Below are 17289 nucleotides of genomic sequence, written 5' to 3'. Positions count from 1 at the left end.
ACCCAGGTCATCGCACCTTCTGGATTCTTGACTAGTCTTATCCTTTGGCGGCCATCAATTGGCCGCCACCGTGACTACCAAGAGGCGCCGGCAATGTTCCGCGCGTCCACCACCTGATCAGGAGTGCACGATGGACCTGAACCGTCGGCAGTTCTTCAAGGTCGCCGCCGTCGGCCTTGGAGGCTCGAGCCTTGCGGCGTTGGGCATGGCCCCAACGCCGGCATTCGCCGAGCAGGTGCGTCACTTCAAGCTGGCGCATACCAAAGAAACCCGTAACACCTGCCCCTACTGTTCGGTCGGCTGCGGCCTGATCCTGTACAGCCAGGGTGATGCGGGGAAGAACGTCAAACAGAACATCATCCATATCGAAGGGGACGCCGACCACCCGGTCAACCGCGGCACACTTTGCCCGAAAGGCGCCGGCTTGCTGGACTTTATCCACAGCCCGAGCCGCCTGCAGTACCCCGAGGTTCGCAAGCCGGGCAGCAAAGAGTGGGTGCGGGTCAGCTGGGACGAGGCGCTGGACCGCGTCGCCGACCTGATGAAGCAGGACCGCGATGCCAACTTCATCGAGAAGAATGCCCAAGGCCAAACGGTCAACCGCTGGCTCACCACCGGTTTTCTTGCCGCTTCCGCTGCTTCCAGCGAGGCTGGCTACCTGACCCACAAGGTCATCCGCGCAACAGGCATGCTGGGGTTCGATAACCAGGCACGTGTCTGACATGGCCCGACGGTGGCAAGTCTTGCCCCGACGTACGGCCGTGGCGCCATGACCAACCACTGGTCCGATATCGCCAACGCGAATCTGGTCCTGGTGATGGGTGGCAACGCAGCAGAAGCGCATCCGTGTGGCTTCAAGTGGGTGACCGAGGCCAAAGCGCACAACAAGGCGCGGCTTATTGTGGTCGACCCGCGGTTTACCCGTACCGCTTCGGTGGCGGACTACTACGCGCCGATCCGTACCGGCACCGATATCGCCTTCATGGGCGGGCTGATCAACTACCTGCTCAGCAACGACAAGATCCAGCACGAGTACGTGCGCAACTACACTGACGTGTCGTTCATCGTCAAAGAGAACTATGGCTTCGAGGATGGCCTGTTCAGCGGCTACGACGAGGCCAAGCGTGTGTACGCCGACAAGTCCGGCTGGGGTTACGAGCTGGGTGAGGACGGCTATGCCAAGGTCGACCCGACACTGCAGCACCCTCGCTGCGTGTTCCAGCTGATGAAGCAGCATTACAGCCGCTATACCCCGGAACTGGCGAGCATGACCTGTGGCATGCCACAGGACGCCATGATGAAGGTCTGGGAAGAGATCGCCTCCTGCTCGGTTCCGGGCAAGACCATGACGATCCTTTATGCGCTAGGTTGGACGCAGCATTCGATCGGTGCGCAGATTATCCGCAGTGCGGCCATGGTCCAGCTGCTGCTCGGCAACGTCGGCATGCCCGGTGGCGGGGTCAATGCCCTGCGCGGGCACTCCAACATCCAGGGCCTGACCGACCTCGGCCTGCTGTCCAACTCGCTGCCGGGCTACCTGACCCTGGCCGGTGACGCCGAGCAGGACTACGCCGCCTACATCGACAAGCGCGCTTCCAAGCCGCTGCGGCCTGGGCAGTTGTCGTACTGGCAGAACTACGGCAAGTTCCACGTCAGCCTGATGAAGGCCTGGTACGGCGCCAATGCCACGGCGGAAAACAACTGGGGTTATGACTGGCTGCCCAAACTCGATGTACCGGCCTACGACGTGCTGCGCATGTTCGAGATGATGGGCCAGGGCAAAGTCAATGGTTATATGTGCCAGGGCTTCAACCCCATCGCCGCGCTGCCGGACAAAAACCGCGTCACTGCGGCACTGGGCAAGCTCAAGTGGCTGGTGATCATGGACCCCTTGGCCACCGAGACCTCGGAATTCTGGCGTAACGTCGGGCCGTTCAACGATGTCGACACGGCCTCTATCCAGACCGAAGTGATCCGCTTGCCCACTACCTGCTTCGCCGAGGAAGACGGCTCGCTGGTCAACAGCAGCCGCTGGCTGCAATGGCACTGGAAGGGCGCAGACGGCCCCGGCGAGACGCGCACCGACGTGCAGATCATGAGCGAGCTGTTCCTGCGCCTGCGCCAACGTTACCAGGCCGAAGGTGGCGCCTACCCTGACGCGATAATGAATATCAGCTGGCCGTACAAGATCCCTGAAGAGCCCTCCCCGGAGGAGCTGGCCAAGGAGATGAACGGCTGGGCGGTGGCCGATGTCACCGACCCGACTGGCGCGGTGATCAAGGCGGGCCAGCAACTGGCGGGCTTCGGTCAGCTCAAGGACGACGGTAGCACCGCGTCTGGCTGCTGGATCTTTGCCGGTAGCTGGACCGAACAGGGCAACCAGATGGCTCGCCGCGACAACAGCGACCCGTATGGCATGCACCAGGTGCAGAACTGGGCCTGGGCCTGGCCGGCCAACCGCCGCATCCTTTACAACCGTGCCTCCAGCGACCCGCAAGGCAAGCCGTGGGACCCGGAGAAAAAGCGCCTGGTATGGTGGAACGGCAAGGCCTGGACCGGCACCGACGTGCCGGACTTCAAGGTCGACTCGCCGCCCGAGGCGGGGATGAACCCCTTCATCATGAACCCCGAAGGCGTGGCGCGTTTCTTCGCCATCGACAAAATGGCCGAAGGCCCGTTCCCCGAGCACTATGAGCCCTTCGAAACACCGATCGGCATCAACCCGCTGCACCCGCAGAACAAGAAGGCCACCAGCAACCCGGCCGGGCGCATCTTCGATTCTGTGTGGGACACCCTCGGCACGCACGATGAGTTCCCTTATGCGGCGACCACCTACCGGCTAACCGAGCATTTCCACTTCTGGAGCAAGCATTGCCGGCTCAACGCCATTGCCCAGCCCGAGCAGTTCGTCGAGATAGGCGAGGTGCTGGCCAACGAGAAAGGCATCAAGGCCGGCGACCGGGTACGGGTGTCGAGCAAGCGTGGGCATATCGATGCGGTGGCGGTGGTGACCAAGCGGATTCGCCCGCTGCAGGTCAACAATCAGACCGTGCACCAAATCGGCATTCCGCTGCACTGGGGCTTCACCGGCGCTACCCGGCATGGCTACCTGACCAATACCTTGGTGCCGTTCCTCGGTGACGGCAATACGCAGACGCCAGAGTCCAAGTCGTTCCTCGTGAAAGTGGAGAAACTCTGATGGCCAGCCAAGACATCATCGCCCGCTCGGCCACCACTACCGTGCCGCCCTCGGTGCGTCAGCAGGAGGAGGTCGCCAAGCTGATCGACACTACCAAGTGCATCGGCTGCAAGGCCTGCCAGGTGGCGTGCTCGGAGTGGAATGAACTGCGTGACGAGGTTGGCCACAACCACGGCACCTACGACAACCCCCAGGACCTCACTGCCGAGACCTGGACACTGATGCGCTTTACCGAGCACGAGCGCGACGACGGCAACCTGGAGTGGCTGATTCGCAAGGACGGCTGCATGCACTGTGCCGACCCAGGTTGCCTGAAGGCTTGCCCGAGCCCGGGTGCGATCATCAAGCACGCCAACGGTATCGTCGATTTCAACCAGGACCACTGCATCGGCTGCGGCTACTGCATCACCGGCTGCCCGTTCAACATCCCGCGTATCTCGCAAAAAGACCACAAGGCGTACAAGTGCACCCTGTGTTCCGATCGCGTCAGCGTGGGGCTGGAGCCGGCGTGCGTGAAAACCTGCCCGACCGGAGCGATCGTGTTCGGCAGCAAGGACGAGATGAAAGTGCATGCGGCCGAGCGCATCGTCGATCTGAAGTCGCGGGGCTACGACAAGGCCGGGTTGTACGACCCGGATGGCGTCGGTGGTACCCACGTGATGTACGTGCTGCACCATGCCGACACACCGAAGCTGTATGCCGGCCTGCCGGACCAGCCAGTGATCAGTCCGTTGGTGGGGTTGTGGAAGGGCTTCACCAAGCCGCTGGCGCTGTTGGCCATGGGCGCGGCGGTGCTGGCGGGGTTCTTCCACTATGTGCGGATCGGCCCACAGCGTGTCGAGGAGGATGAACACCCGACACCGCCGGACGAAAGCGTGCATCAAGTGGACCCGTCGGTCCATGTCTATGATCCGAAGCAGCCCGGTGGGCAAGGGGAGCAGCGGCCATGAACGACAACAAACCCATCCTGCGCTACAACGCCAACGAGCGTAGCAACCACTGGGTGGTGGCGATCCTGTTCATCCTGGCTGGGCTGTCGGGGCTTGCGCTGTTCCATCCGGCGCTATTCTGGCTCAGCAACCTGTTCGGCGGCGGGCCGTGGACGCGCATTCTGCATCCCTTCATCGGGGTGGCGATGTTCGTGTTTTTCCTCGGCCTGGTATTGCGCTTCTGGCGGGCCAACTTCATCACCGCCAATGACCGCCTGTGGCTGCGCCGGGTGGACCGGGTATTGCGCAACGAGGAGGAGGGCGTACCGCCGATCGGCAAGTACAATGCCGGGCAGAAGCTGCTGTTCTGGACCCTGCTGGTGTGCATGCTGGTGCTGCTGGTCAGTGGCGTGGTGATCTGGCGCGCATACTTCAGCCATTGGTTTGGCATCGATGTCATTCGCTTGTCTGCGCTGCTGCATGCGCTGGCGGCCTTCGTGCTGATTCTCAGCATCATCGTGCACATCTACGCCGGCATCTGGATCAAGGGCTCGATCGGCGCCATGCTGCATGGCTGGGTCAGCCGCGCCTGGGCCCGCAAGCATCATGAATTGTGGTACCGCGAAGTGACCGGCGACAAGACGCCGGGTGATCACGGACGAAAAGAAGGATGAGCGCTTGAGCATCATACTTGAACCCGGGCAGATCGAAGCGTCGGCAGTCACGCCGCCATTTCTGCACCTGCCTGCCGCCAACCTGTTTGAACTGCGCGCCGCCCGCCTGGAGCAACTGGCTGAGGGCAACGCGCTTGGCGACTACCTGAGGTTGATTGCGCGGTTATGCCGCATCCAGCAGCAGCTTGTGGATAATCCGCCCGGCGGCATACCGGTGGCCGAGGCGCGTCAGCGCCTGTGCATGGACCATGGTTTGCCGCCGCTGGCGGCTGACAGCCTGGTGCGTGAAGGGCCATGGCTGGTCTGGTTGCAGGCACTGCTAGAGCACCTCAGCGGCGAAACCCGTGGCCCGATGGGTGAGGCCCTGCAGGTGCTACGAGGCAGTGATGACAATCAGCGCAAGGGCTGGGGCATTGCTTTGCTGGCAGGCCAGTACGATGGTGTGCCTGCAGCACTGGTGCCGTTTCTCGGGGCCGCGTTGCAGGCGGCCTGGTCCAGCTGGTTGCTGGCGCTGCCCGCACACCAGCTCAAGCCTGCCGGCAGCCTGGCCCAATGCCCGGCTTGTGGTTCGCCGGCGATGGCCGGGGTGGTGCGCAACCGTGGAAAGCACAACGGCTTGCGTTACCTGGCCTGTTCGTTGTGTGCCTGTGAGTGGCATGTGGTGCGGGTCAAGTGTGTGTACTGCGAGTCGAGCAAGGATTTGCGTTACACCAGCCTTGAGGATGATCGCCATGCGCCAGGCAAAGCGCCGCTGCGCGCGGAATGCTGCCCCGGGTGCGACAGCTACCTGAAGCAGAACTACCTGGAGAACGATGCGGCGGCCGAGCCGCTGGCCGATGATCTGGCCAGCCTGGCCCTGGATATACGTCTGGACGGGGAGGGCTTCCATCGCCTGGCGCCCAACCTGATGCTCGCCCCGGGTAGTGGCTGAGGGTCTACACTGAAACACCGACTTGCCTTCGTACCTACAGGTAATTGCGCCAACCTTCCGGATCACGCTGTACTTGTAGGAGCGGGTTCACCCGCGAATGGGCCAGCACAGACAACGGATCAGTCCAAGGTAGTACCGCATGTCCAACAGCCTAGCCAGCGACACCCCACGCCTGCCGTCCATCGATACCCTCCTTCGCCACCCGGCTTGCCTCCCTCTGATCGATCGCCACGGCCGTGACGCCGTGCTGAATACCCTGCGCCAGTTGCTCGACGACCTGCGCGAGCCCGCCCGTCATGGCGAACTCGGCAGCGCCGAACTGGCTCCGGAAATCCTCCTTGGCCGCAGCGGCGAACGCCTCGTCCTCCAGCAACGCAGCCAGGTTCGCCGCGTGTTCAATCTCACCGGGACCGTGCTGCACACCAACCTGGGCCGCGCCTTGCTACCGGAAGAAGCCATCGAGGCCATGCAGACCGCGGCTCGTTACCCGCTCAACCTGGAATTTGACCTGGCCACCGGCAAACGTGGCGACCGTGATGACCTGATCGAAGGCCTGATCCGCGAGCTGACCGGCGCCGAAGCCGTCACCGTAGTCAACAACAATGCCGCCGCCGTGCTGCTAGCGCTCAACAGCCTGGGCGCGCGCAAGGAAGGCATCATCTCTCGCGGTGAACTGATCGAGATCGGTGGTGCCTTCCGCATTCCCGACATCATGGCCCGTGCCGGTGTGAAGCTGCACGAGGTTGGCACCACCAACCGTACTCACGCCCGCGACTACGAGGCCGCCATCGGCCCGCGCACTGGTCTGCTGATGCGGGTGCATTGCAGCAATTACAGCATCCAGGGCTTCACTACCCAGGTGCCTACTGCTGAGCTGGCACGTATCGCCCACCAACATCAACTGCCACTGCTTGAAGACCTGGGCAGCGGCAGCCTGCTCGACCTTACCCGCTGGGGCCTGCCCGCCGAACCCACGGTACGCCAGGCCCTGGCCGATGGTGCCGATATCGTCACCTTCAGTGGCGACAAGCTGCTGGGGGGGCCGCAAGCCGGGATCATTGTCGGCCACAAGGACTTGATCACCAGGATCAAGAAAAATCCGCTCAAGCGTGCCTTGCGCGTCGACAAGATCACCCTCGCTGCACTCGAAGCGGTGCTGGCGCTGTACCGTAACCCCGATCGCCTGGCCGAGCGCCTGCCCAGCCTGCGCCTGCTGACTCGCAGCCAGGCCGAGATCCAGGCCCAGGCCGAGCGCCTGGCGCCTGAGCTCCAGGCGCGCCTCGGCGAGCAATGGGCCATCCGTGTAGAGCCCGCGTTGGGCATGATCGGCAGTGGTAGCCAGCCGGTTGCACGCTTGCCCAGTGCCGCGCTGTGCCTGCGCCCGCAAGTGTCCAAGAAGTTGCGCGGGCGCAGCTTGCATGTGCTGGAGCGAGCCCTGCGTGACCTACCGGTGCCGGTGCTGGGCCGCATTGATGACGATGCCCTGTGGCTGGACCTGCGCCAGCTGGATGACGAAGCCCAGTGGCTGGCCCAGTTGCCAGCCCTGCAGCTGGGGCCGGTGCAGTGATCGTTGGTACCGCTGGCCACATCGACCACGGCAAGACCGCACTGCTGCTGGCGCTGACCGGCCAGGCCGGCGACCAGCGGCAAGAAGAGCGCGCCCGCGGCATGACCATCGACCTTGGCTACCGCTATGCGGCGCTGAGCGAAGGCGCGCCGCTGACCGGCTTCATCGATGTGCCGGGCCACGAGCGTTTTATCCACAACATGCTGGCCGGCGCCCATGGCATCGACCTGGTGTTGTTGGTAGTGGCGGCCGACGACGGTGTCATGCCACAGACCCGTGAACACCTGGCGATCATCGAGCTGCTGGGCATTCCCCAAGCGTTGGTGGCGATCAGCAAATGCGACCGGGTCGAGCCGTCGCGTCTGGCCGAGGTGCAGATGCAAGTCAGTGAATTGCTGGCGCCTGGGCCATATGCCGGTGCGCGGCAGTTTCCGCTGTCGAGCATCAGCGGGGAGGGCGTGGACGCGTTGCGTCAGGCCCTGCTGGAGGCCGAAGCAGGTACACGGCAGCGTAGTGTCTTCGGTGGTTTTCGCCTGGCCGTCGACCGTGCCTTTGCGGTTACCGGCGCCGGTGTGGTGGTCACCGGCACGGCACTGGCCGGGCGGGTCAGTGCGGGTGATACGTTGTTGCTGGGCAAGGCCGGCAAGGTGGTACGCGTGCGTGGCCTGCATGCACAGAACCAGGCCGCGTTGGTGGCAGAAGCAGGCCAACGGGTGGCGCTGAACATCGCTGCCGAGCGCCTGGCCGTGGAGCAGGTGCACCGGGGCGACTGGCTGGTGCCCGAATGGTTGCATGCGCCCAGTGTTCGGGTGGATATCGAGCTGAACCTGTTACCTGGCGAGAAGCGTGCTTTCGAACATTTCAGTGCTGTGCATGTGCACCTCGGCACCCAGGATGTAACGGCCCGGGTCGCCTTGCTCGAAGGCGAAAGCCTGGCTGCCGGCCAACGCATGTTTGCCCAGTTGTTGCTCAACGCGCCGTTGCAGGCCGTGCACGGCGACCGCCTGGTGCTGCGCGATCAGCGCGCCCAACGCACACTGGGCGGCGGCAAGGTGCTCGACCCGTTCGCCCCAAGCCGCCAACGCCGCAGCGATGCCCGTCTGCAGCAGTTGCAGGTGCTGCGCGATGCAGCGGATCTGGAGCAGGCACTGCCAGCACTGCTCGCCAGTGCACCGGGCGGCATTAGCCCGCAGCGACTCGAGCGGCAGTTCAACCGCCTGCGGGAAACCTGGCAGTTACCGGATGATGTGCGAGTGGTGGCCACCCGGCAGGGCCAACTGCTGTTCGCCAACACCCAATGGCAGGCGCTCAAGCAGCAGGTTCTGGAACAGCTGGCGCGCTTTCACGAGCAAGAGCCCGACCAGCTCGGCCCGGACCGCGATCGCCTGCGGCGCTTTGTAGCCTTGCCCCTGGAACGGCCGGCTTTCGTCAGCCTGCTGGATGAACTGCTCGACGACAGCGCCATCGCCAGCAGCGGGCCATGGCTGCATCTGCCCGACCACAAGGTGCAGTTGAGCGAAGCCGACAGTGCATTGTGGGCACGTCTGCAGCCGAAGTTGATCGCAGGGCAATACGACCCACCTTGGGTCAGGACGCTGGCGGGTGAGGAGAACCGTGCCGAAGCCGATGTGCGCCTGTTACTGCGCAAGTTGGCCCGGCTGGGCCTGGTGCATCAGGTGGTGCGCGACCTGTTCTATCCAGAGGCTACGCTGCAGCGCATGGCAGCGTTGATGCTGGGGCAGGCCAGCGAAACGCAGATAGTGCAGGTTGCCGCGTTTCGCGATATGTTGGGCATCGGTCGAAAGCGCAGTGTGCAGATTCTGGAATACTTCGACCGCATCGGTCTGACCCGGAGGGTGGCCGACCAGCGTCACATCCGCGCCGACAGCGCCCTGGCCCAACAGCAGGCCAGGCACTGAGTTCAAGGAAGGCAATCGCGCCCGGTGGCGCGGCCGGGCTTCAAACCCGGTTGGGGACGGCAGCCGTTCCCGGGCAGGTTCGACTCCCGCTGCCTTCCGCCATTTTTTACCCTTTAGGGCCTCTTCGCGGGTGAACCCGCTTCTACACAGGAAACGCAATCGTCGTAGGCGCGGGTTTACCCGCGAAGAGGCCCTCAAAGGCGCTGATCAAGCCCGTTCGCCACACAGGTCCAGGACAAACCAGCGGTCCGCTGCGTCAGCATCCAACCCTGCGCCCAGTAGCGCCACCATCTTGCCCAGCGCTGCTTCACGGGTCATGCCACCGCCACTGACCAGGCCGGCCCCGCGCAAGCGGTTGCCCGCTGCATAGGTGTCGAACACCACCGAGCCTTCCGGGCACTGGCTGATAGCCGCCAGCATCACGCCGCGCTGGCGCGCTGCGCTCAGCACATTCAGCAGCGCCTGGTCATCCGATGGCCCGGTACCGCTGCCGTAGCACTCCAGCAGCAAACCCTGCACACCACTGTCGATCAAGGCCTGCAAATGCCCGGCCTGAAGCCCCGGGAATACTGGCACAACCGCCAGGTTGACCGGCTTGCGCGGCTGCTTGTAGCCCAGTTCGGCAGGGATCGTATCGGCCCGCTCCGCGTCACGGTGGCGTGGCAGCGCAGCAAAGGCATCGAACGCTTCGCTGCGTAGCTTCGACGCCCGACAGCCATGCAGCAGCTGACCGTGGAAGTACAGCTGCACGCCATCTTCCAAGCCGTGTTCGAACTGGCGCAATGCGCCGCACAGGTTGTCCCAGGCATCGCTGTCCGGGGCACCTGCCGGCAGCATCGAGCCGGTCAGCACTACTGGTGCTGGCAGGCCCAGCAACAGGAACGACAACGCAGCAGCGCTGTAGGCCATGCTGTCGGTACCGTGCAGCACCAACACGCCATCGTGGCCCGCGACATCCACCGCCGCGACGATGGCATCGCGCATCGCCAGCCAGTTGTGCTGTTGCATATTGGCGCTGTCGAGCAGCGGGTTCAGCTCGTGCAGTGTCCATTGCACCTGGGGTGCATTGGCCATCTGGGCAAAGTGTTCACGCATCCGCGCGTCAAAACCACCGGCCGGTGCCAGGCCTTCGGGGGTTTCGAGCATGCCGATGGTGCCACCGGTATAGAGAACGAGAAGATTCTTTACTGCGCGCATGGAAAGCATCCGTAGCGGTGAGCGGACAAAGAAAAGCCGCCCGCGGAAGGGGCGGCTGGGCAGGGGAGGATATCAGCGCTGGGTCTGAACTTGGCCGACAGCGTTGTCAGTGGCTGTTTCCACCTGCGGATTGGCAGGCCAGGCATTGCGGTCCAGGTCCAGGTCGGCAAACTTGGACGAGTCGAACACAGGCTGCTTTACACCGGCCTTGCGCTGGTCGTCGTAGTCGCGCATGACCCGCAGGCCGACCTTGAACAGCAGGGCCAGGGCCACCAGGTTGACGAAGGCCAGGCAGGTCATGGTGATGTCGGCGAAGGCGAACACGGTCGACAGGTCTTGCATCGAACCCCACACGACCAGTGCCAGCACCAGGCCACGGAACACCATCAACACTGCGCGGTTACGGCTGAGGAATTGCAGGCTGTTCTCGCCGAGGTAGTAGTTGTAGAGGATGCAGGTGAAGACGAACAGCGACAGCGCCACGCTGACGAACACGCGCCCCCAGTCACCGACTACGGCGGCCAGCGAGTTCTGGGTCAGGACGATGCCGTCACCTTCGAAGCCCGGGGTGTAGAAGCCCGACAGCAAGATCAGCAAGGCGGTGCAGGTGCAGATCACGAAGGTGTCGAGGAACACGCTGAAGGCCTGGACCACGCCCTGTGCGCCCGGGTGTTTCACCGCGGCCACGGCGGCGACGTTCGGCGCGCTGCCCAGGCCTGCTTCGTTGGCGAACACGCCACGTTTCACGCCCATGACGATGGCGCTGCCGAGCAGGCCGGCAAACGCCGGGTCGAGGCCGAAGGCGCTCTTGAAGATGGTTTCCAGCATGGCTGGCACGTGTTCGATCTGGGTGCCGATCACGTACAGGGTCACGCCGATGTAGGCCAGGGTCTTGACGGGTACCAGCAGGTCCGACACCGCCGCGATGCGCTTGATGCCGCCGATGAAGGTGATGGCCAGCAGTACGGCCAGGACAATACCGGTGTGGCTTGGGTCGAAGGCAAAGGCATTCTGCAGCGAGTGGGTTACGGTGTACGACTGCAGGCCGATGAAGGCGAAGCCGTAGGTGACCAGCAGCAAGATCGAGAACACGATGGCCATGCTCTTGCGCTTCAGCCCGTGCTGGATGTAGTAGGCCGGGCCGCCACGGTACAGGCCGTCGCCATCAGCGCGCTTGTACACCTGGGCCAGGGTGCATTCGAAGAAGCTGCTGGACATGCCCACCAGTGCGGTAACCCACATCCAGAACACGGCACCAGGGCCACCCAGGGTCACTGCGATACCGACACCGGCGATGTTGCCGGCGCCCACGCGGCCGGCCAGGCTCAGCATCAGGGCCTGGAAGGAGCTCAGCTGGCCTGCCTGGCCACGCAGCGATTCCTTGAACACGCTGAACATATGGGTGAAGTGGCGGAACTGGACGAACCGGGAGCGGATGGTGAAGTAGCTACCCAGCCCGACGATCAGCACGATGAGGAGTTTCCCCGAAAGGAAATCGTTGATTACTTCGAGCATTGGAAAATGACCTCGATTCTTATTCTTCGTGTGGAAAGACCAGCGGACGGCAGGCGCACCGCTATTCGTTGGGGCGCATGGTTGGCTATGACAAGAGTGGTTACAATTTCGCGGATTGCTCTGACTTGATGCGACTTGATGCTACAATGGCGTCATTCGCGTCACCTGGATTCCGCATATGAGCGATCACTTCGCTACAAACCTCAAACTTGCCTGCAGTCACTACCGCTCTATTTCCGAAGTTTGCCGCCAGCTGTCGATCAACCGCGCGCAGTTCAACAAGTACCTGAGCGGGCAAAGCCGTCCGACGGCTTTCAACCTGAAGCGTATCGGCGACTTCTTCGGTGTCGAGGATTACGAACTGAACCTGCCCGCCGAGCAGTTCGCCCGTCTGATCGGTGCGCGGGTATCGCCCCAGGCCCAGCAACCCAGTGACCCGATCAGCGAGTTGTTCCGCCCGTTGCACGAACATGGCGGCAACCTTTCGCGCTATTGCGGTTACTACTTCGAGTACTCCAACTGCATGTCGGTGCCGGGCACGACCCTCGTGTCGCTGGTGCACCTGTGGGAAGAACGCGGCCGTTTTCTGTTCGAGCGTCAGGAACGGCAGGAGCGCTCCAGCGCCACCGATCAGCATGCCGAGGTACGCTGCCGCTACCTGGGGGCGGCGTTCCAGCTGCAGGACCGGATGTTCCTCATCGACTACGAGTCGCTGACATTCAACGAAATGAGCCAGACCATCCTCATCCCCAGCTTCAAAAGCCGCATTACCCGGCTGAATGGCCTGAAGGCCGGCGTATCCAGCGGTGACCGGCGCAACCCGGCCTGTACCCGGGTGGTGTGGGAATACCTGGGCGAGGAGATCAATCGCATCAATGCGTATCGGCAGGTGAAACTGTACCGGCCGGATGATCCGCGCATAGATGACGATGTGCGCGAGCGATTGAGCGTGGCGCCATTGCGCAATGGTCTGTTCGAGATCGAGTAATGCTCAACGCCTCAAGCATTGTCGAGGATGAACGTTGCTACTGCGTCCGCAACCTGGTCCGCTATTGTTGGAGTACTGCGCAAATGAGCCGCGATGCCATGGTCGCAGTCGGTAAGAAACAGGCATTGCAAACGTGACGCTGAAACTGCTCGCATCAAGGCGAGGGTAACTTCTTCAGGAATCGGGCTATAGCGTTCAGTGCCAGCAAGCCACAGGTTGCCAGCGCTGGTGCCGGGGCCTTTGCCGAATCGCTGAGAGTTGAGCCCGTCGTACTCGCCGATCACCATCAATACTCTTCCTCGAAACTGGTTGAGGAAGGTGTAGCTATCGCTCTCCAGAAAACCGAAAGGCTTGTTGATGGCGGCAGTGAATGCCGGGCCGAACGGCGCCTGGTGGGCATCGTCTGGATAAACAGCAGGGCAGATCAATACGATGCTGTCCACTTGTGGCAACTGTGCTGCAAGCTTAAGCGTAATGGCCGCGCCAAGGCTGTGGCCAATGAGCGTTCGGCATCGAGGCGCGATATGCGCGTGGAAACGCTTTGCTTCATCAAGGTTCGTCGCCAGTGACGGCGCCGTTGCGCCTGGCTCGCTGGCGAGGCTATGACCTGACAGATTGCCAGTGAGTGAACCAATGCCTGCGGTTTGCAGGCGATAAAGCAGAGGGTTGAGCCGGGTAAAGTCGGAACGCGCGCCCCCCAAAACGAATGCGGGGGCTGCGCGCTCGATATCAGGTACCAGCAATCGCGCCTGTTGCTGGTAGTTTTCAAAGACTTCATTGATGAACAGCTCTTTGCCCGGGGCGGGCTCGTCAAACTGCCACTTCACGCGCTGCGGGGAAGCCTTTTGAATGTGCATGGTGCTCTCTAGAAGAACTGGTTGAGCCAATCGCCGAGCGGGTTGCCGGTATCGAGCAGCAGTTTGAGTGCCATGATGCAGCAGACGCTGACCAGCAGCGGTTTTATGAGGCGTGAGCCGAAGCGAACTGCGCAGCGAGCCCCCAATTGTGCGCCCAGAAAGGCGGCGAGCGCCATTGCCAGCGCCAGCGGCCAGATGATCGCCCCGCTGAGAGAAAAAACTGACAATGCGCCCAGGTTACAGGCCGCGTTCAAAAGCTTGCTGGTGCATACGGCTTGAATGAGGTGCTGGCCCAAGAGGACCACGCAGGCCAGCATGAAGAACGAGCCGACTCCGGGGCCGAAGATGCCGTCATAAAAGCCAATGATGGGTGCAGCCGTCACGCAGAATAGGCTAGTCGATACCTTTGCCTTGCGCGCTTGTTCATTCGGCTTTGGACTGAAGGCAAAGTAGGCGGCGATCAGGATCAGCAGTGGTGGGACGCACGCCTGCAAAACGCTTTTGGGGACGTAAGTTATCGACAAGGCCCCCAACGCCCCACCGATGAACGACATGACAGCCATGGGACTGCCTCGTCTCCAGTCGATCATGCCTTTGCGGGCGAAGGCGCACGTAGCCGAAACCGTAGCCGAAGCTGCCTGGAACTTGTTAGTGGCAATAGCTGCCAAGGGTTCTACACCGGCAATAAACAGCACCGGGAGCGTGATAAGGCCACCGCCGCCGGCGATAGCATCAAAAAAGCCGGCCATCAGTGCGACCAGGGCGAGTAGCAGAACAAACGTCAAGTCGATTTCGATCATGGGGTATTTTCCTGTGCTCAACCACGGACCAGCAGCGGGTCTTCAGCGAGCACCAACGGTACGGCGAAGGGGGAGTATCCGAACTGACGGATAAGCAGGCGCCGGTTGCCCTCTGGGTAGAAATCCAGGTAGGCAGCTTCCGAATGAAGCATTGAACGTTCCTTGTCGTTTTTAGGTGAAACTCCCTGGCTGGCAAGTGGGGAGTCGACTATTCAATGCAGTTATGCCGAGACGTGGTAGTCAGCCCATTCCTCGTATGTCGTAGGAGATTTCTGTCTGTGGCGGTATTGAGCAGTGAAACGGTGGAATCACCCCCAGTGGCATCGAACGGGTCCGGTGTTGGACTTCCCGGGCAGGAAACCGCAAAATGACTCTTTTTTCTCATCAACCTCTCCGGATCTGCTGACTCTATGCGTATGCGCCTAATGCTGTTGGGTGGTGGCAATGCCCTCGGGCAAGCGCTGATTCGTCTTGGGGCCGAGGAGGACATCGCATTCCTGGCACCGCGCCCGCCCGAGAACGGCTGGGCGCCCTCAAGCCTCACTCAGCTGCTCGATGACCATCGCCCCGACGCGCTGGTCAACCTGGCCTATTACTTCGACTGGTTCCAGGCTGAGTCGGTCAGCGAGCAGCGCCTGGCTCAACAGGAGCGGGCGGTGGAGCGGTTGGCAGAGCTGTGCCAGCACCATCAGATCACCTTGGTGCAGCCCTCCAGCTACCGTGTGTTCGATGGTTCGCGGGCCACGGCCTATAGCGAAAAGGACGAGCCAGTGCCGCTGGGCTTGCGTGGCCAGGCCCTATGGCGCATCGAGCAGAGCGTGCGTGCGGCCTGCCCGCAGCATGTGTTGCTGCGCTTTGGCTGGTTGCTGGACGAGAGCATCGATGGCGCGTTGGGCCGCTTCCTGACCCGTGCCGAGCAACCACAGGAACTGCTGCTGGCCGATGATCGACGTGGCAACCCGACGCCGGTTGATGATGCCGCCCGAGTGATCCTGTCGGTGCTCAAGCAACTGGATTGCAATGCGCCGCTGTGGGGCACCTACCATTACGCCGGCAATGAGGCGACCACGCCGCTGGCGCTGGGCCAGGCGATCCTCGCCGAGGCCGGTCAATACCGCCAGCTGGCCGTTCAGGCCCCCACGCCGCAGGCCCATGCCGCGCGCCCGGATGCCAGCGAAGAGCCACAGCACGCGGTACTGGCCTGCAAGAAAATCCTTCATACCTTCGGTATCAAGCCGCGTGCCTGGCGCGCTGGTTTGCCACCTCTACTGGACCGGTTCTACCGCCATGGCTGACGCCCCCATCCTGATCACCGGCGGTGCCGGCTTCATTGGCTCCCACCTGTGCGATGCGTTGTTGGACAAAGGCTACGCCGTACGCATTCTCGACGACTTCTCCACCGGCCGGCGAAGCAATCTGCAGGTCGACCACCCACGGCTGGAACTGATCGAAGGTGATGTTGCCGATGCAGGGCTGGTCACTCAGGCTGCGGCTGGCTGCCGTGCTGTGGTGCATCTGGCGGCGGTAGCGTCGGTTCAGGCCTCGGTCGAAGACCCGGTGCGTACCCACCAGAGTAACTTCATCGGTACCCTCAACGTTTGCGAAGCCATGCGCGTGCATGGCGTGCGCCGGGTGCTCTTCGCCTCCAGCGCAGCGGTGTACGGCAACAATGGTGAAGGGGAGTCGATTTCCGAAGACACGCCCAAGGCGCCGTTGACCCCTTATGCCGTGGACAAGCTGGCCAGTGAGCAGTACCTGGACTTCTACCGTCGCCAGCATGGTCTGGAGCCGGTGGTGTTTCGCTTCTTCAATATCTTCGGGCCACGGCAGGACCCTTCCTCACCGTATTCCGGGGTGATCAGCATCTTCTGCGAGCGCGCTGTGCAGGGCTTGCCGATTACAGTGTTCGGTGACGGCGAGCAGACCCGTGACTTCCTTTACGTGGGCGACCTGGTGCAGGTGATGGTGCAGGCACTGGAGCAGCCGCAGGTCGAGGAGGGGGCGGTGAATATCGGGCTGAACCAGGCGACCTCACTGAACCAGTTGCTGGCTGCGCTGGAGAAGGTTGTAGGGAGCTTGCCAGCGATCAGCTATGCGGCGGCGCGATCGGGTGATATCCGCCATTCGCGAGCGGATAACCAGCGGTTGTTGGCGCGGTTCAAATTTGCGCAGGTAACGCCGATGGTTGAAGGCCTGACAAAGCTTCTCGGTAAAGGCTGAGCCCCGCGGGGCTGCTCAGCAGCCCTGACATCACCCATGCCGCACCCTTCTGCGCTGGCAATCTTCGGGATGTAAGACCCGCCCATCCTGGCCACGGACCTGCAATACTTCAAGCGCCTGCCCCGTCACGCCGTCCACCAGCTCCGAACGCGTTTCACCCGCCTCGAACAGAAACCGCTCCCCCCACTGCCTCAAACCAACCACCACTGGAAACACCGACCGCCCTTTGTCGGTCAGCACATACTCTTTGTAGGCACTGCCATCCGACGCCGGCTGTGTCATCAGCAACCCACTTTCCACCAACAGCTTTAGCCGCGAGGTGAGGATGTTCTTCGCCAGCCCCAGGTTCTTCTGAAATTCACTGAAACGCCGTAGGCCGTCAAAGGCATCGCGCAGGATCATCAGCGCCCAACGGTCACCCAGCACCTCCAGAGCCCGGGCCACGGGACACTGCGCATTGTTTTCATCGAGCATGGGGCAAGCCTGTCTTGAT

The 17289-nt window shown here is 62.5% G+C and carries 15 protein-coding genes and 1 tRNA gene; 10 read left to right on the top strand and 6 right to left on the bottom strand.

Going from position 1 to position 17289, the window contains the following annotated elements:
- The first annotated feature begins 130 nt into the window (after window positions 1-130).
- The 7 genes from fdnG (at window position 131) to AA098_RS24955 (ending at window position 9321) form a co-directional block, all read left to right on the top strand.
- Window positions 131-3199 carry a formate dehydrogenase-N subunit alpha gene (gene fdnG / locus AA098_RS24985; protein ID WP_143494999.1) on the top strand — a complete coding sequence of 1023 codons (3069 nt, stop codon included), beginning with the start codon at window positions 131-133 and terminating at the stop codon, window positions 3197-3199.
- Window positions 3199-4149: a formate dehydrogenase subunit beta gene (gene fdxH / locus AA098_RS24980; protein WP_003255436.1), complete on the top strand. Its 951-nt coding sequence runs from the start codon at window positions 3199-3201 to the stop codon at window positions 4147-4149. The genes fdnG and fdxH overlap by 1 nt, the downstream gene beginning before the upstream one ends.
- Entirely contained in the window at window positions 4146-4802 is a 657-nt protein-coding gene (locus tag AA098_RS24975) for a formate dehydrogenase subunit gamma (protein WP_060538758.1), read from the top strand. The genes fdxH and AA098_RS24975 overlap by 4 nt, the downstream gene beginning before the upstream one ends.
- Window positions 4803-4806: 4 nt before the next feature.
- Window positions 4807-5733 (top strand): formate dehydrogenase accessory protein FdhE, encoded by a 927-nt coding sequence (gene fdhE, locus AA098_RS24970; RefSeq protein ID WP_054889434.1) that lies wholly within the window; start codon window positions 4807-4809, stop codon window positions 5731-5733.
- A gap of 139 nt (window positions 5734-5872) precedes the next feature.
- Window positions 5873-7300 (top strand): L-seryl-tRNA(Sec) selenium transferase, encoded by a 1428-nt coding sequence (gene selA / locus AA098_RS24965; protein ID WP_060546309.1) that lies wholly within the window; start codon window positions 5873-5875, stop codon window positions 7298-7300.
- Window positions 7297-9219: a selenocysteine-specific translation elongation factor gene (gene selB / locus AA098_RS24960; protein WP_064615267.1), complete on the top strand. Its 1923-nt coding sequence runs from the start codon at window positions 7297-7299 to the stop codon at window positions 9217-9219. Before selA ends, selB begins: the two co-directional genes overlap by 4 nt.
- A 6-nt stretch (window positions 9220-9225) precedes the next feature.
- Window positions 9226-9321, top strand: a tRNA-Sec gene (locus AA098_RS24955).
- 105 nt (window positions 9322-9426) lie between these two features.
- On the opposite strand, the gene AA098_RS24950 is transcribed toward AA098_RS24955, so the two are convergent.
- A complete protein-coding gene (locus AA098_RS24950) occupies window positions 9427-10425 on the bottom strand; it encodes an asparaginase (protein ID WP_011953333.1) in 999 nt (332 codons plus the stop codon).
- Between the two features lie 63 nt (window positions 10426-10488).
- A complete protein-coding gene (locus AA098_RS24945) occupies window positions 10489-11931 on the bottom strand; it encodes a sodium:alanine symporter family protein (RefSeq protein WP_004576900.1) in 1443 nt (480 codons plus the stop codon).
- A 178-nt stretch (window positions 11932-12109) separates the two neighbouring features.
- Here AA098_RS24945 and AA098_RS24940 point away from each other — a divergent pair, with 178 nt between their 5' ends.
- Window positions 12110-12919, top strand: a complete 810-nt coding sequence (locus tag AA098_RS24940; protein ID WP_003255426.1) for a helix-turn-helix transcriptional regulator — start codon at window positions 12110-12112, stop codon at window positions 12917-12919.
- A gap of 11 nt (window positions 12920-12930) precedes the next feature.
- Here AA098_RS24940 and AA098_RS24935 read toward each other — a convergent pair whose 3' ends face one another.
- The 3 genes from AA098_RS24935 to AA098_RS29975 are packed head-to-tail and all read right to left on the bottom strand — an operon-like array spanning window position 12931 to window position 14728.
- On the bottom strand, window positions 12931-13776 hold the full coding sequence (locus AA098_RS24935) for an alpha/beta hydrolase (RefSeq protein WP_004576901.1): 846 nt from the start codon (window positions 13774-13776) through the stop codon (window positions 12931-12933).
- A gap of 8 nt (window positions 13777-13784) precedes the next feature.
- A complete protein-coding gene (locus AA098_RS24930) occupies window positions 13785-14576 on the bottom strand; it encodes a TSUP family transporter (RefSeq protein ID WP_060538755.1) in 792 nt (263 codons plus the stop codon).
- Window positions 14577-14593: 17 nt separating this feature from the next.
- A complete protein-coding gene (locus tag AA098_RS29975) occupies window positions 14594-14728 on the bottom strand; it encodes a hypothetical protein (protein WP_003255421.1) in 135 nt (44 codons plus the stop codon).
- 258 nt (window positions 14729-14986) lie between these two features.
- Between AA098_RS29975 and AA098_RS24925 the strand changes: the two genes are divergently transcribed.
- The gene (locus AA098_RS24925; RefSeq protein WP_003255419.1) at window positions 14987-15871 is read left to right on the top strand and encodes a sugar nucleotide-binding protein; all 885 of its coding nucleotides are present in this window, start codon (window positions 14987-14989) and stop codon (window positions 15869-15871) included.
- Window positions 15864-16796, top strand: coding sequence for an NAD-dependent epimerase/dehydratase family protein (locus tag AA098_RS24920; RefSeq protein ID WP_003255418.1), 933 nt, complete (start codon window positions 15864-15866; stop codon window positions 16794-16796). Before AA098_RS24925 ends, AA098_RS24920 begins: the two co-directional genes overlap by 8 nt.
- Window positions 16797-16826: 30 nt before the next feature.
- On the opposite strand, the gene AA098_RS24915 is transcribed toward AA098_RS24920, so the two are convergent.
- Window positions 16827-17270, bottom strand: a complete 444-nt coding sequence (locus AA098_RS24915) for a helix-turn-helix domain-containing protein (protein ID WP_003255415.1) — start codon at window positions 17268-17270, stop codon at window positions 16827-16829.
- Window positions 17271-17289: the final 19 nt, after the last annotated feature.

This window comes from Pseudomonas sp. JY-Q, from assembly GCF_001655295.1.
In the GTDB taxonomy this organism is placed as follows: domain Bacteria; phylum Pseudomonadota; class Gammaproteobacteria; order Pseudomonadales; family Pseudomonadaceae; genus Aquipseudomonas; species Aquipseudomonas alloputida.
This window is presented reverse-complemented; position numbering and strand designations above follow the sequence as displayed.

Coding starts and splice junctions, on each gene's coding strand:
- fdxH (WP_003255436.1), top strand. CDS start 3,199: ATGGCCAGCCAAGACATCATCGCCCGCTCGGCCACCACTACCGTGCCG.
- AA098_RS24975 (WP_060538758.1), top strand. CDS start 4,146: ATGAACGACAACAAACCCATCCTGCGCTACAACGCCAACGAGCGTAGC.
- selA (WP_060546309.1), top strand. CDS start 5,873: ATGTCCAACAGCCTAGCCAGCGACACCCCACGCCTGCCGTCCATCGAT.
- AA098_RS24950 (WP_011953333.1), bottom strand. CDS start 10,425: ATGCTTTCCATGCGCGCAGTAAAGAATCTTCTCGTTCTCTATACCGGT.
- AA098_RS24945 (WP_004576900.1), bottom strand. CDS start 11,931: ATGCTCGAAGTAATCAACGATTTCCTTTCGGGGAAACTCCTCATCGTG.
- AA098_RS24940 (WP_003255426.1), top strand. CDS start 12,110: ATGAGCGATCACTTCGCTACAAACCTCAAACTTGCCTGCAGTCACTAC.
- AA098_RS24935 (WP_004576901.1), bottom strand. CDS start 13,776: ATGCACATTCAAAAGGCTTCCCCGCAGCGCGTGAAGTGGCAGTTTGAC.
- AA098_RS24930 (WP_060538755.1), bottom strand. CDS start 14,576: ATGATCGAAATCGACTTGACGTTTGTTCTGCTACTCGCCCTGGTCGCA.
- AA098_RS29975 (WP_003255421.1), bottom strand. CDS start 14,728: ATGCTTCATTCGGAAGCTGCCTACCTGGATTTCTACCCAGAGGGCAAC.
- AA098_RS24925 (WP_003255419.1), top strand. CDS start 14,987: ATGCGTATGCGCCTAATGCTGTTGGGTGGTGGCAATGCCCTCGGGCAA.
- AA098_RS24920 (WP_003255418.1), top strand. CDS start 15,864: ATGGCTGACGCCCCCATCCTGATCACCGGCGGTGCCGGCTTCATTGGC.
- AA098_RS24915 (WP_003255415.1), bottom strand. CDS start 17,270: ATGCTCGATGAAAACAATGCGCAGTGTCCCGTGGCCCGGGCTCTGGAG.